We start from the raw sequence: 14176 nt of genomic DNA, 5'->3' as shown, positions 1-14176 counted from the left end.
TGCTCAGCGCACCGGTCGGGTCTGGAGCGACGCGAAGAGCAGGTTCAGGCCCTCGGCCATGGTCGGATGCGTGATGATCGCGTCCCGCAGCGCGGTCCACGGCATCCGCGCGAGCATGGCCAACTGCACCGAGGTGATCACCTCACCCGCCTCCGGGCCGAGCAGCGCCGCGCCCAGGATCAGGTCGGTGCGGGTGTCGATCACCGCCTTCCACATGCCCCGGGTCTCGCGCAGGGTGCGGGCGCGGGGGATCGCGGCGACGGGCAGGTGGGCCACCTCGACGTCGTATCCGGCGCGGCGCGCGTCGCTCTCGCTGAGACCGACCCGCGCCAGCTCCGGGGTGGTGAAGACGGTGTACGGGATGAGCCGCCCCGACGTGCTGCGCCGCTCGCCGGCCAGGTTCGCCCTGATGATCCGGTAGTCGTCGAGCGACACGTGCGTGAACTGCGGGCTACCCGCGACGTCCCCGGCCGCCCACGTCCGCTCGGCGCTGGTGCGCAGGTACTCGTCGACCTGCACGAAGCCACGCTCGTCGAGCCGCACACCAACCACGTCCAGCCCGAGCCCGTCGGTGACCGGCGCCCGACCGGCCGCCACCAGGACCTCGTCACCGGTCACCACGCTGCCGTCGTCGAGGGCGACCCGGAGCGTCCCGTCCGGGTCGCGGTCGACCCGGGCGACGGCCACGCCGACGCGCACGTCGATACCGTCGGCGAGGAAGACCCGCATCAGCGCGTCGGCCACGTCGGGGTCCTCGCGGCTGAGCAGTTGCGGGCCGCCCTCGATCACCGTCACCGCGCTGCCGAACGAGGCGAACATCTGCGCGAACTCGACCCCGACGGTGCCGCCGCCGAGCACCACCAGCCGTGCCGGCAGTCGATCCAGCCGAAGCAGGTCGTTGCTGGTCAGCACCCCGGCCTCGGCCATCCCGGGCACGGACGGCAGGTGCGGGCGGGTACCCGTGTTGATGACCACGTCGGCGCCCCGCAGCAGTCGTTCACCCCCGTCGGCCAGCGCCACCCGTACGGTCCGGGCGGCCACGAACCGGGCCGAGCCGATCACCAGGTGCAGACCCGAGTCGAGGAACTGCTGCCGGTTCGCGGCGACCATACCCTCGACGACGTCCTGCTTGTGCGCCCGCAGCAGGTCCACGTCGACCCGGCCACCCTCGACCGCGAGGCCGAGCGCGGCGGCCTGCCTCAGCTGGTGTGCCGCCCGCGCGCTCGTCACCAGCGCCTTGGTGGGGATGCACGCGACGTTGATGCAGCTCCCGCCGATCATGCCGCGCTCCACCATCGCCACCCGGCGTCCGGAGCGCGCCAGGTCCATGCTCAGCGTCTTGCCGGCCTTGCCGCCGCCCACGACGAGCAGGTCGAAGTCCTCCGGTTGGTCGGTCACGGGCGCTCCTTCGCGGCCACGGGGGCTCGTCGCCGGCGAGGCCGGCGGTCGTCGGTGCGGGTCGGCCAACCCAGCCTGCCAGCTTCAACGGGACGTCCGGGGCGGTTCCCGGCGAACGCAGGTGGCGTACCAGGGCGACCGTTGGTCTCAGGCCTCGGCCGTGACCAGGTAGAGGGTGACGCTCGCCAGCAGTGGACCGTCGGTGAGACGGCGAAGCCACGGCCGGACCTCCCGGTCGGCCATCTCGCCGGCCGCCACGGCACGGGCGGAGTTGCGCCGCAGCCCCAGGATCCGATCGGCCGTGTCGAAATCCTCGAAGACGACGGCGATCGCCTCGACCGATCGGACCCGCAGGCCCGCCCGCGTCGACAACCGGACCAGCTCCCGCCCGATGGTCGGATGCCGGACCCGTCCCGCCACGAACCGGACGAAGCGGCGGCTCGTCGCCACGTCCTCGTCGGCGACGGCCAGGGTGTCCCAGTCCGGCTCGGTCGCCACGAGCACACCCGTGGGGCGCAGCACCCGGCGAACCTCCGCCAACACCGCCGCGGGATCCTGCACGTGCATCAGGACGCGATCGATCCGGGCCCGGTCCACGCTGGTGTCGTCCAACGGGAGCGCGTGGGCGTCGCCCAGGCGCAGGTCGATACCCGGCCGGTCGGCCGCCCGGCGGCCCGCCTCCGCGAGCATCATCGGGTCACGGTCGACGCCGACCACCAGGCCGTCGGCCCGGACCACGTCGGCCAACCGCCCCAGGTCGGTGCCCGGCCCGCAGCCGACGTCCACCACGGTGTGCCCCGGCCGCAGGTCGAGAGCGTCGACGGCACGCCTCTTGTAGTCGCGTCCGATCGGGGTGGCGGCGGCCGTGTCCAGGTACGCGATCCGGTCCACACTCGTGAGCTGGCTCATCCGCCCATCTCACCACCGGATCGTGGGCGTGTGGTGCAGCCGGTGCGTGGATCCGGTGAAGGTGGGCCCGGGGCGCACGCGCCCCGGGCCCGGTCGACAGCTGCCCGGATCAGTGCCGGGCGGTGCCGTTGTCGCTGACCGGTTGCCCGAAGGCCAGGAACGGCACGGGCGTCGGTGGGTCGGGGCGGGTGAAGATCGGCTCGGGTTGCGGGGTGGGCGTCCCCGACGTGGCCGCCGGATCGGGCAGCGCGATCGGGTACCGCACGGGCGTCCCCTCCGGGCGCTCGTCCTCGGCCCGGCCACCATCGGGGTGCGCGGCATCGGCGTACGTCTCGTCGGCGCGGCCCCCGTCGTGGGCGGCGGCATGGTTCCCGCGGCGTGCGGCCTGGTCCGCAGCGGCCTCGTCGTCCCCGTCCAGGTCCGCGTCGACACGGTCGGCGCGCGCCTGCCCGGCGGGTTCGGTGCCACCGGCGCGCTCGTCGGCGTCAGCCTCGACGCTGTCGCTCTCGGGCGGGTCGACGGAGAGCACCTCGACACCGGCCCGGGACGAGGTCGACCGTGGACCGACCATCGGGTACTCGGCCGTCTCGGTGCCACCGGCGGCGGCGGCCATCACGGCGGCGGCGGCCAGGTCGGCCACCCGCTTCGCCTCCCGCTGCACCCGGGCACGGACCTCCTTCGCGTGCCGCTCGGCGGAGTCGCCGGCCCGTCGGGCCTCGTCCAGCCGGGTCGCCTCGGCGGTCAGGTCCCGGCGCACCTCGCTCAGCCGTTGCTGCATCCGGGACAGCTCGTTCTCCAGGGTCTCACCCTCCTGCCGGACCTCGGCGAGCTGCTGCTGGGCGGTCTCCAACTCGGCGTGCAGTTGGGCCGACTCCTCCCGGCGCTCCTCGATCTCCTGCTGGAGCGCGGTCAACTGCTCCTGGTGGCTGGCGGCCTGCTCGTCGGCCCGGTTCCGCAGCTCGGTCACGTGCTGCTGCGCCTCGGCGAGCAGCGCGGCGATCTGCTGCTCGGTGGAGCTGCGCTGCTCGGCCAACTCCTCCTGCGAGGCCGCCTGCAACTCGGCGATCTCCTGCTCGGCGGCGGTGCGCCGCTCGGCGATCTCGCGCTCCACGCCGGCCTGCCACTGCGCCATCTCCTGCTGGTTCTTGGCGCGGGCCGCCTGGACCTCCTGCTGGATCTGCGTACGCGCCGACTTCATCAGCGCGTCGGCGGCCACCCGGGTCTGGTTGAGCTGCTGCGCGCTCTGCTCGGTGATGCGCTTCGCCTCGTGCTGGGCACGTTCGTGCGCGGCCTCACCGTCGGCGCGCAGCTGCTCGGCGCGTTCCCGGATCGCCGTCAACTCGGCCTCCGCCACGGCGCGGCGCTCCTCGTACGCCTGCTCCTGCTCGCTGCGTCGGGTGGCCAACTCCTCGGAGAGGTCCTGTCGCGCCTGCGCGGCCCGCTCACGGGTGTCGGCGAGGATCCGCTCCGCCTCGGTGCGCAACTCGTTGGCCCGATCGGTGGCCGACTCGGTGATGAGAGCGGCCTGCTTCTCGGCGAGGGTCAGTATCTCGCCCACCATCGGGCCCAGATCCTGGAACGAGGCGCGGTCCACCTGCACCGGCTGCTCGTGCATCTCGGCCAGCTCGGCCCGTAGCCGCTGCACCTCGGCGGTCAGCTCACGTACCCGCACCGCCGACCGCCCGTGCTCGCTGCTGAGCATGGCGATCTGCCCGTCGAGCTGCTCCAGGTGCCGGTCCACCTGGCGTTTGTCGTAGCCGCGCAGGGCGAGCTCGAAGCTCGGCCGCGAGGCCGCATCGTCGCGTGTCGCGAGCGGCTCAGCGCCGATGGACATGCACCATCCTCCGTACGGTCGGGCGCAAGGTCAACCGCCCTGCGGCCGTGAGTGTGGCGCAACGCTACCGCCGCGCCCACCCCGGTGCGAAGGCACGCACCCCTCATTCGCCGATCATGGAGTCGTGGTGCCCGGAAGGCCCTGATTGGCGACTCTTGTCACCCACCACGACTCCATGATCGACGGTGCGGTGCGGCTCAGCGGCGGCGGGCCACCAGGACCGCGTCGTGGTGCTCGACGCCGTGAGGGCCGGGGCGGGGGCGGGTTTCGGTGGTTTGCACGTCCCAGTGGGTGGGGTCGAGGTCGGCGGCGACGTCTTCGGCGGTGTACATCATGTCCGGCATGTGCAGGCGGTGACTCGACGTCCACAGGTCCATCGGGTGGTGACCCACGATCAGCAGGACGCCGCCCGGGGCCACCGCGGCGGCGAGGTGGGCGAACAACTTCCGCCGCTGCACCGGGGGCAGGTGCATGTACTGCGCCGTCACCAGGTCGTACGCCTCCTCGGCGGGCGGCTTGTCGCGCAGGTCGGCGTGGGTGAACTCGATCCGGTGACCGACCCCGGCGGCCTCGGCGTGCTCGGCGGCCCGGCCCAGGGCGGTGGTCGAGATGTCCACCGCCGTGACCTGCCAGCCCCGCTCGGCCAGCCACACCGCGTCGGCGCCCTCACCGCTGCCCACGTCCAGCGCCCGCCCGGGGCTGAGGTCGGCGGTCTCGGCGACCAGCTGCGGGTTCGGGCGGCCACTCCACACCGCCGGCTTCGACTGGTACCGCTCCTCCCAGGCCGGTTCCTCGAAGGTCGTGGCGACCAACTGCCGGTACGCGGTCACCGCGTCCCGGGTCTCCTCGGCGATGAGGTCGGCGTTGATCGCGGCCCCGGCCATCAGCCCGGCGGCGGCGGACGTGATGACCTGACCACGCAGGTCGGCCACGTTGCCGGCCACCCAGACGCCCGGCACGGTCGTCGCGCCGGTGGCGTCGGCGGGGATCTGGGTGCCTACGACGTGCCCGCCCATCGTCACCTCCTCGGGGGCGAGGCCCAGCCCCACGAGCAGGTCGGCGCGGGGCGACGTACGGGTGGCGACCACGACGACGTCGAGCGCCACGACGCGGCCGTCGGCGAGCCGGACACCGCTGACGGCGTCTCCGGTCACCTCCAGCGCGGCGATCGGGCCGGGTACCACCGCGATGCCCCGGGCGGCGAGCCGTTCGGCCGTCTCCTCGTCCGGGGTCGGCGCGTCGTGCAGCAGGAGCAGCACCTCGGATGTCCACTGTCGCCACATCTCGGCCTGGTGCACGGCCATCGGTCCGGTCGCCAGGATGCCGATCCGCCGGTCCCGTACCTCCCAGCCGTGGCAGTACGGGCAGTGCAGCACGTCACGGCCCCACCGCTGCGCCACCCCGGGCACGTCGGGCAGCTCGTCGGTGAGCCCGGTGGCCACCAGGAGGCGGCGGGCCCGCACCGCGTCGCCGTCGTCCAGGGTGAGCCGGAAGCCGTCGTCCTCCCTTGTCGCGGTCCGGACCCGGCCGGCGCGGAACTGCCCGCCGTACCCGGCCACCTCGGCGCGTCCGGCGGCGACCAGTTCGGCCGGCGGGGTCCCCTCCCGGCCCAGGTAGTTGTGTACGTGGTCGGCGGGCGCGTTGCGCGGCTCGCCCGAGTCGACCACCAGGACCGAGCGCCGTGCCCGGCTCAGCGCCAGAGCGCCGCTGAGCCCGGCCGCGCCACCGCCCACGACCACCACGTCGTACGTCTCGTCCACCGGAAAGTCCCCCTCTTGAGTCGGCTGAGCCCACCATCCGTCGTCGTCGCCGAGATGGCAAGTATCGTTGCCGTTATGGCAAACGAGGACACCGCCGCGCTGGCCGCCGTCGGGCCCCGGCTGCGCGCCCTGCGCCAGCAGCGCGACACCACGCTGACCCAGCTCGCCGACCTGACCGGCATCTCGGTGAGCACCCTGTCCCGGCTGGAGTCCGGCAGCCGCAAACCCACCCTGGAGCTGCTGCTGCCGCTGGCCCGGGCCTACCAGGTCGCGCTGGACGAGTTGGTGGACGCCCCGGCCACCGGCGACCCCCGGGTACGCCCCAAGCCGATCGTGAAACACGGCGTGACGCACCTGCCGCTGACCCGCCGCCCGGGCGGCCTACAGGCGTTCAAGCAGATCTTCCCGCCGGACCCGACCGCCGGGGGACGGAGTCCGCAGGTCCACGAGGGGTACGAGTGGCTGTACGTGCTCTCGGGCCGGCTGCGCCTGGTGCTCGGTGACCGTGACCTGATCCTGACGCCCGGGGAGGTGGCCGAGTTCGACACCCGCATCCCGCACCTCTTCTTCAATCCCGGGCCCGGCACCGCCGAGGCGCTCAGCCTCTTCGGGCCGCAGGGAGAGCGGCTGCACGTCCGCGCCCGCCCCATCGCGTCCGACCGGACCGACTGAACGGTCCACCTACCGCGAGGGCCGGACCGGTTCCCCTCCGGTCCGACCCCCGCGACCTCCGTCCGCTAGGCGCGGAGTCTGCGCTGCCGGACGACCACCAGCAGCGCCGCGCCGAGCAGCACCGCCAGCACCCCGACGGCCATCCAGCCGCCGATCGGGAACGCCGTACCGGTCACCGGCAGCTTGCCCTTCACCGGAATGGTGATCGTCGACTCGGGCGCGACCGGCGCGGGGCCGTCCGGCGGGGTGCCCGTCGCCGTCGCGGTGTTACGCACCGACCCGTGGTGGATGTCGGCCTTGCTGACCGTGTACGTCGCCGTGCAGGTCACCGCCGCGCCCGCGGCCAGGGTGACCGCGCCGTTGGGGGTCCGGTCCGGTCCGCAGGTGATCGGACCGAGGTTGGCCGGTGTGGCCGGCGCCGTGAGGGTGTCGGTGATCGTGACGTCGGTCAGCGTCACCTGCCCGGTGTTGGTGACGACGAACTGGAACGGCACCTGCTGACCGGGCCGGTAGATCTTCTCGGTGCTGCTGGACTTCACCACCGTGATGGCCGCGCCCCGGGTGGCGGTGACCTCGGCGGTGACGGGCTCGGAGCGTACCGGTGCGGGTGGTTGCTGGCCCGGGATGGTCGGCGGCGTGCCGGCCGCCACGGCCGTGTTGGTGATCCGGCCGGCCGCGATGTCCGCCGCCGTGACGGTGTAGGTCGAGGTGCAGGTGGTGCTCGCCCCGGCGGGCAACGTGACGCTGCCGTTTCCGACGGGAGGGGTGCCGCAGGTGATCGCCCCGGGCGTGCCGGTTCCGGAGAACTCCGTCTCGTCGACGGTCACCGAGGTGAGTGGGGTGTTGCCGGTGTTGCTCACCACGAACCGGTAGGTGACCACGTCTCCGGCCGTCGCGACCACATTGGGTGTCGCCGACTTGGTGATGGTGATCGCCGGGTGCGGGATCGGGATGTCCAGCGGGGACGGCGGCGAGACCGGCGGCGGCCCGTACGGGGGTGTGCCGGTGGCGGTGGCGACGTTGCGCAGCGACGAGCCGGTGAAGTCCTCCTCGGTCACCGTGTAGGTCGCCCGGCACTGGATCGACCCGCCCGGTTCCAGGGTCACCTGGCCGTTCGGGATGTTCTGCGGACCGCAGGTGATCTCACCGAGTTCGGCGCGGGGGGACGGGGGCAGCAGGGTGTCGTTCACCGTTACCCCGGTGAGGGTGAGGCCGCCGGTGTTGACCACCAGGAAGGTGTACGGCACCTGCTGGCCCGGCGCGGTGATCGCCACCGTGGTCGACGACTTGATCACCTCGATGTCGGCGACGACACCCGCCTGGGGAATGGTCAGCGTCGAGGGCGGCGAGTCCACCGGGGTACCCCGGGGTGGCGTGCCGTGCGCGGTGGCGGTGTCGGTGACCCCGTCGTTGTCGAGGTCGGCCTGGGTGACGGTGTAGGTGGCGGTGCAGGTGGTCGACTCACCCGGTGCGAGGGTGGTCACCGGGCAGGTGATCGGGCCGAGGTTCGCGTTGGACGAGGGCGGCGCCTGCACGTCGGTGACGTTCACGTTGGTCAGCGTGAGTCCGCCCGTGTTGACCACGAAGAACCGGTACGGCACCTGCTGGCCGACCATGCCGATCGTGGTGACCTCGGAGGTCTTGACCACCGAGATCGCGGCCACCAGCCCGGACTCGGGGATCGTCAGCGTGGACGGCGGTGAGTCCACCGGCGTCTCGCTGTTCGGCGGTGTGCCGTGCGCGGTGGCGGTGTCGGCGACCGCGTTGTTGTCGAGGTCGGCCTGGGTCACGGTGTAGGTGGCGGTGCAGGTGGTCGACTCACCCGGTGCGAGGGTGGTCACCGGGCAGGTGATCGGGCCGAGGCTCGCGTTGGACGAGGGCGGTGTCTGCACGTCGGTGACGTTGACGTTGGTCAGCGTGACACCGCCGGTGTTGGTGACGAGGAACTGGTAGGGCACCTGCTGGCCGACCGCGTCGATCGCCACCGTGGTCGACGACTTGATGACCGCGATCGACGGGGTGACGTCGGCCGCCGGGATGGTCAGCGTGGACGGGTCCGAGTCGACGGGCTGCTCGGTGCCGGTCGGGGTGCCGTGCGCGGTCGCGACGTCGGTGACCTCGTCGTTGTCCAGGTCGGCCTGGGTGACGGTGTAGGTGGCCGTGCAGGTGGTGGTCTCGCCGGGTGCGAGGGTGGTCTGCGGGCAGGTGATCGGGCCGAGGTTGGCGTTCGACGACGGTGGCGTCTGCACGTCGGTGACGTTGACGTTGGTGAGCGTGACACCGCCCGTGTTGGCGACCAGGAAGCGGTAGGGCACCTGCTGGCCGACCGAGCTGATGGTCGCGCTGGTGGACGACTTCACCAGCGAGATGGCCGGGGCGGGCGCGTCGCCGGGGATCGTCAACGTCGACGGCGGGGACTGCACCGGCGGCCTGCCGGGCGGGGTGCCCCGCGCGGTCGCGGTGTCGCTGATCCGGCCGAAGTCCAGATCGGCCTGGGTGACCGTGTAGGTGGCCGTGCAGTCCGTCTGCGCCCCGGGGGCGAGGGTGGTCTGTGGGCAGGTGATCGGGCCGAGGTTGGCGTTGGACGACGGTGGCGTCTGCGCGTCGGTGACGGTGACGTTCGTCAGGGTGAGTCCGCCGGTGTTGACGACGTGGAACACGTACGGCACCTGCTGGCCGACGGTCGTGATCGTCGCGGTGGTGGACGTCTTGACGACCGTGATCGAGGCGACCAGGCCGGTCTCCGGGATGGTCAGCGTGGCCGGTGGCGAGTCGATCGGCGTACCGCCGGGCGGGGTGCCGTGCGCGGTGGCGGTGTTGGTCACGCCGTCGTTGTCCAGGTCGGCCTGGGTCACCGTGTAGGTGGCGGTGCACGTCGTCCGCGCCCCCGGGGCCAGGGTGGTGGCGGCGCAGGTGATCGGGCCGAGGTCGTCGTTGGACGAGGGTGGCGTCTGTACGTCGGTGACGTTCACGTTGGTCAGCGTCAGACCGCCGGTGTTGACGACGTGGAACGCGTACGGCACCTGCTGGCCGACGGTGGTGATCGAGGCGGCGGTGGAGGTCTTGGTGACCGCGATCGACGAGGTCAGCCCGGACGCCGGGATGGTCAGCGTGGACGGCGGTGAGGTCACCGGCGCGCCGGTCGGTGGGGTACCCCGCGCGGTGGCGGTGTCGGCGACCCGCCCGTTGTCGAGGTCGGCCTGCGTGACCGTGTAGGTGGCGGTGCAGGTGGTGGACTGCCCGGGTGCGAGGGTGGTCTGTGGGCAGGTGATCGGGCCGAGGTTCGCGTTCGACGACGGCGGGGTCTGCACGTCGGTGACGGCGATGCCGGTGAGCGTCAGACCGCCGGTGTTGGTGACCAGGTACCGGTAGGGCACCTGCTGCCCGACCGTGGTGATCGAGGCGGTGGTGGACGACTTCACCACGGCGACGGCGGCGGCGAGCACCTGCGCCGGGATGGTCAGGCTGTCCGGGTCGGAGACGACGGGCTGACCGACGGGTGGGGTGCCCCGGGCGGTGGCCGTGTTGGTCACTCCGCCGTTGTCGAGGTCGGCCTGGGTGACGGTGTAGGTGGCGGTGCACGCGGTGCGCTCTCCGGGCGCGAGCGAGGTGGCGGCGCAGGTGATCGGGCCGAGGTTCGCGTTCGACGACGGCGGCGTCTGGGTGTCGGCCACCGAGATGCCGGTCAGCGGCACGCCACCGGTGTTGACCACGTGGAACGAGTACGGCACCTGCTGGCCCACGGTGGTGATCAACGTCGTCGTCGACGCCTTGATCAGCGAGATGTCGGCCGGGGTGGCGCCCTCGCAGGAGAGCGTGGTGCCGAACGGGAAGTAGTGGATCTCGCCGCCGCGATGGTCCAGCGTACGGGTGATGACGCTGCCCTCGGTGTTGCTGGGCGACAGGTCGGTGAGGCTGGCGTTGGGGGCGTAGATGGTGCCCTCCACCGTGGCCGCCTGCGGGGTGAGCGTGAGCGCGGTCGCGGTTGGGAAGTTGAACAGGACGTACCGCGCCTGCTCGCCGCCGATGCCGGCGAAGTTCGGCGCGGTCCAGGCGAAGGTGTTGCCGACGCCGGTGGTGTCCACGTTGACCAGCAGCGGGGTGCTGGCGGTGGGCTGGTTCGCGAAGGTCAGGATGGCGATGTTCGCCAGGTCGGTGGCGGTCAGGTTGAGCACGTTCGTCACACCCGGGGTGAGGGTGACCACGGCGTTGCTGCCCGGCGGGATCGGCCGGGGCAGCACGTCGCCGTTCGGCGTCCGGAGCACCACCGTGTTGTCGCAGGTGGCCAGGCCGGCGGTGGTGTCGCGGAAGGCGGCGAACGCCGCGCCGAAGTTGATCGGCGAGGTGGGCCCGACGCTGGGGACGGGCTGCCGGGTGACCAGTTCGACCCGGGGGAACGCGTCGTAGTTGTTCGTCGGCAGGATCCGGGTGTTGACCTGGGCGCCGTTGTTGTCGGTGTCGCGGACGACGGTGCCGGTCAGGTTGCCGATCTTCGCGTACCCGTTGGAGAGCACCTGGAGGCGGGTGCCGCCGACGCTGCCGGCGAAGTTCACGCGTCCGCCGACGACGAGGGCGCTCGGGCGGGCGTCGCCCGGTACGACGAACGAGCCGGCGGTCGCGCCGGCGAGCTGGTAGTTGCCGAAGGTGAGGTCACCGCCGACGGCGAGGGTGCCCTCGTTCTCGTCGTTGACCACGTTGGCGTCGCCCTCGGTCATCACCCCGAAGCTCAGTGCCTCGGCGACCGGGTCCACCGGCCCGATGGCCTCGTCGACCGCGGCGAGCACCCGGTTGACCCGGGTGGGTGCGGCGGACGCCGGCAGCAGGCCGGTGACCGCCAGTACTCCGCCGACGGCCAGCAGCGCCGTCGTCCGCGATCCGCGGCTGCCCCACGTAAAAATTCTCATCACGCCCCCGTTGCTCCCTGTGCGAGCGAAAGCGTAACGAGGCAGTTGTAACTATATGGGTCTTTTGTCCGAATAGCTCAGCCGGGCACGGCCAGCGGCGGCGACACGCTCAGCGCGGCGCGGCCAGCGGCGGCGACGTCGACCCGAACGCGGTCAGGAACCGGTCGCGGAAGGAATCCATCGGCCAGACCGGCGCCTGCGGGCCGGGACGCAGCCCGTCCTGCCAGCCCCACCCCGCGATCCCGGCGAAGACCTTCGGGTCCCGGGCGACGATCGTGATCGGCACGTCCCGGCTCGCGCCCTCGCCGGTCACCACCGGAGCCGGCTGGTGATCGCCGAGAAAGACCAGCACCAGATCGTCGTCGCCGTAGGTCTGCACGTAGGAGATCAGCGCCTGCAACGAGTAGGCGATGGCCTGGCGGTAGCCGGCGCGCGCCCGGCCGGCGTCGCCCGGGTCGCCGTCCTCCACCGTGGCCTGATCGTGGTAGACCGACCCGTCGCCCACCGCGTCCCAGGAGATCATGCGGGGCACCGCCGTCCACGGGGAGTGGCTGGAGATCAGCGGGATCTCCGCCATGATCGGCTGGTCCGCGTCGGCGCGGACCTGCCGCTGGAAGAAGGACAGCGTGTACTGGTCGGGCATCGGCGCGTAGCTGAACTTCGGCCCCCGGTAGCCGAGCGCCTCGGCGTCGTAGTAGCGGTCGTACGAGAAGAAGGCCTTCTCCGGCCAGGGCTGGGTCGCCGCCGGCAGCACCCCGACGGTCTGCCAGCCGGCCCGGCGGAACGCGCCGTTGAGGGTGAGCCGGTCGCTCGCCAGCAGACTCCGGTGCCGCTGTTCGTTGTCCGTCCACAGACCCGACAGCAGGGTGTCGTGCGCCAACCAACTCCCCCCGCCGAACGTGGGGGAGGTGAGAAAGCCGCTGCGGGAGCCGTACCCGGCCGCGCGCAGGCTCGCGGTTCCGGCGTCCAGCACCGCGTTGACCTGCGGTGCCAACTCCGGGTCCTCGACGGCGTCGCGCCCGTAGCTCTCCACGAAGGCCAGCACCACGTCCTTGCCGCGCAGCCCGGTCAGCAACCGCTCGCCCGGGGCGTCCTGGAACGGGTCGTCGTCGATCTGGGCCGTGAACCGCCTCCGGTCGTGCAGCCGCGTGTCCACCTGCTCGGCGTGCGCGCCCACCAGCGCGGTGGTCCCGGCGTCGGCCACCGGCACACCCGGGACGATCCGCGCCCCGGCGACCGCGCAGACCACCCAGGCGACCGTCAGCGCGGCCACCGTCCGGGTCGCCGTCCGCTCGTGGTCGACCAGCAGTGACGCCAGCCGTCGCAGTGCCACGGTCACCACGAGCAGCAGCGCTGCGACCAGCAGCAGCACGCCGACGACCGCGCCGAGCGCGCCGGCCCGCCCCGCCGAGTCCCGGACGAAGCCGAACGCGTCGTCCAGCAACAGCCAGTCCAGCACCAGGTCGAACGGCCGGTCCAGGGCCGTACGGAAGCCCAGGTCGGCGAGCTTCACGATGGCCAGCAGGCCGAGCAGCGGCCCGAGCACGGCCACCACCGCCCGCCGGGGGCGGTGCGGCAGCGCCAGCAGCAGCGCGGCGACCAGCAGACCCTCCAGCGGGATGCGCACGAACGCGCCGGGCGTCAGCTCACCGAGGCGGTCCGGTCCGACCAGGACGGCGTACACCAGCAGGACCGCCAGCGCCGTGCCCACCCACCGCACCGCCCGCCGCGCCGGGCCGCGCGATGCGGGCGACACCACCGGAGTACGGCCACCGGCGTCGTCGGCCGACGCGGAGCGCCCGGGCAGCCGGCCGGTCAGTCGGCCTCGTCCAGCGGGACGTGTCATCGGGGCCTCCAGTCGGAGTGGACCGTACCGCCCAAGCGGGCCGCCAGCGCGGGCGTGGGCACCGGCAGCGCTGTCGTGCGCACCGGCATCGTCGCGGTGGGCGCCGGCAGCGTCGGCGCGGGCACCGGCAGCAGGGCGCGAGCCGACCGGGGCGCCGGCCGGCGACGCCACAACCAGGCCACGTCCCGGCCGAACGACTCGACCAGCAGCGCCAACGCCACCACCAGCACCAGCGTGGTCCACGGCTCCGGCAGCGCCCCCGCGGCGGCCACCGTCAACAGCACTCCCTGGGCGGCGGCCACCACCTTGCGCCAGAATCGTGGCGGCAACGTGCCCCGCAGCCAGGGCAGCACCGCGCTGGCCGCGACGAAGGCGTACCGCATCGCGCCGATGGCCAGCACCCAACTCCCGGCCGCCGGAGCGACATAGACGCTGAGGACCAGGATGAGGAACGCGTCGACCTCCATGTCGAAGCGGGCCCCCAGGGCGCTGACCGTGCCGGTACGCCGGGCGACCTGACCGTCCACCGCGTCCAGCAGCAGGGCCACCGCGCTCAGCGCGACCAGCAGCCCCACCGGCGTCGGGCGGTCGAACGAGTCCACCACCAGCGCGGTTACCGCGCCGACCAGGACGCCCCGGGCCAACGTCACCCGGTCGGCGGGACCGAGCCGGGACGCGCCGGACAGGTGCAGGCCCCGACTCAACGCGAGGCAGGTGACCGCCGCGTAGCCGACGCCGGCCAGCCAACCCGCCGGGTCCAGACCCACGGTGGCGGCCAGCGTCGCCAGCACGACCAGCTGTGCGGTAAGCCCGATCACCGGACCGCTTCGAACTGTGGGCACCGTACCTCCGT

Annotated in this window: 8 protein-coding genes and 1 pseudogene; 1 reads left to right on the top strand and 8 read right to left on the bottom strand. The window is 72.9% G+C overall.

Annotation, left to right across the window (positions count from 1 at the left end):
* Nucleotides 1-3 precede the first annotated feature (3 nt).
* The 4 genes from ACN269_RS05515 to ACN269_RS05500 form a co-directional block, all read right to left on the bottom strand.
* Nucleotides 4-1398, bottom strand: coding sequence for a dihydrolipoyl dehydrogenase family protein (locus ACN269_RS05515; RefSeq protein ID WP_421471347.1), 1395 nt, complete (start codon nucleotides 1396-1398; stop codon nucleotides 4-6).
* Nucleotides 1399-1545: 147 nt separating this feature from the next.
* On the bottom strand, nucleotides 1546-2307 hold the full coding sequence (locus ACN269_RS05510; RefSeq protein WP_421471346.1) for a methyltransferase domain-containing protein: 762 nt from the start codon (nucleotides 2305-2307) through the stop codon (nucleotides 1546-1548).
* Nucleotides 2308-2416: 109 nt separating this feature from the next.
* Entirely contained in the window at nucleotides 2417-4141 is a 1725-nt protein-coding gene (locus tag ACN269_RS05505; protein WP_421471345.1) for a hypothetical protein, read from the bottom strand.
* Between the two features lie 197 nt (nucleotides 4142-4338).
* Nucleotides 4339-5901 carry an FAD-dependent oxidoreductase gene (locus tag ACN269_RS05500; RefSeq protein ID WP_421471344.1) on the bottom strand — a complete coding sequence of 521 codons (1563 nt, stop codon included), beginning with the start codon at nucleotides 5899-5901 and terminating at the stop codon, nucleotides 4339-4341.
* Between the two features lie 75 nt (nucleotides 5902-5976).
* Between ACN269_RS05500 and ACN269_RS05495 the strand changes: the two genes are divergently transcribed.
* Nucleotides 5977-6573 carry a helix-turn-helix domain-containing protein gene (locus tag ACN269_RS05495; RefSeq protein ID WP_421471343.1) on the top strand — a complete coding sequence of 199 codons (597 nt, stop codon included), beginning with the start codon at nucleotides 5977-5979 and terminating at the stop codon, nucleotides 6571-6573.
* 65 nt (nucleotides 6574-6638) lie between these two features.
* Here ACN269_RS05495 and ACN269_RS05490 read toward each other — a convergent pair whose 3' ends face one another.
* From ACN269_RS05490 to ACN269_RS05475, 4 genes and pseudogenes are all read right to left on the bottom strand, one after another.
* Nucleotides 6639-9998, bottom strand: a complete 3360-nt coding sequence (locus ACN269_RS05490) for a DUF7507 domain-containing protein (protein ID WP_421476210.1) — start codon at nucleotides 9996-9998, stop codon at nucleotides 6639-6641.
* 105 nt (nucleotides 9999-10103) lie between these two features.
* Nucleotides 10104-11477: pseudogene (locus tag ACN269_RS05485) on the bottom strand (choice-of-anchor A family protein); the annotation flags it as partial.
* Nucleotides 11478-11586: 109 nt separating this feature from the next.
* Nucleotides 11587-13323, bottom strand: a complete 1737-nt coding sequence (locus tag ACN269_RS05480; protein ID WP_421471342.1) for a sulfatase-like hydrolase/transferase — start codon at nucleotides 13321-13323, stop codon at nucleotides 11587-11589.
* Nucleotides 13320-14165, bottom strand: a complete 846-nt coding sequence (locus tag ACN269_RS05475) for a CDP-alcohol phosphatidyltransferase family protein (RefSeq protein ID WP_421471341.1) — start codon at nucleotides 14163-14165, stop codon at nucleotides 13320-13322. The genes ACN269_RS05480 and ACN269_RS05475 overlap by 4 nt, the downstream gene beginning before the upstream one ends.
* Nucleotides 14166-14176: the final 11 nt, after the last annotated feature.

The organism is Micromonospora sp. WMMD736, assembly GCF_049179015.1.
Lineage (GTDB): Bacteria > Actinomycetota > Actinomycetes > Mycobacteriales > Micromonosporaceae > Micromonospora.
The sequence above is the reverse complement of the archived record's forward strand: the minus strand, read 5'-3'. Positions and strand labels throughout refer to the sequence as shown.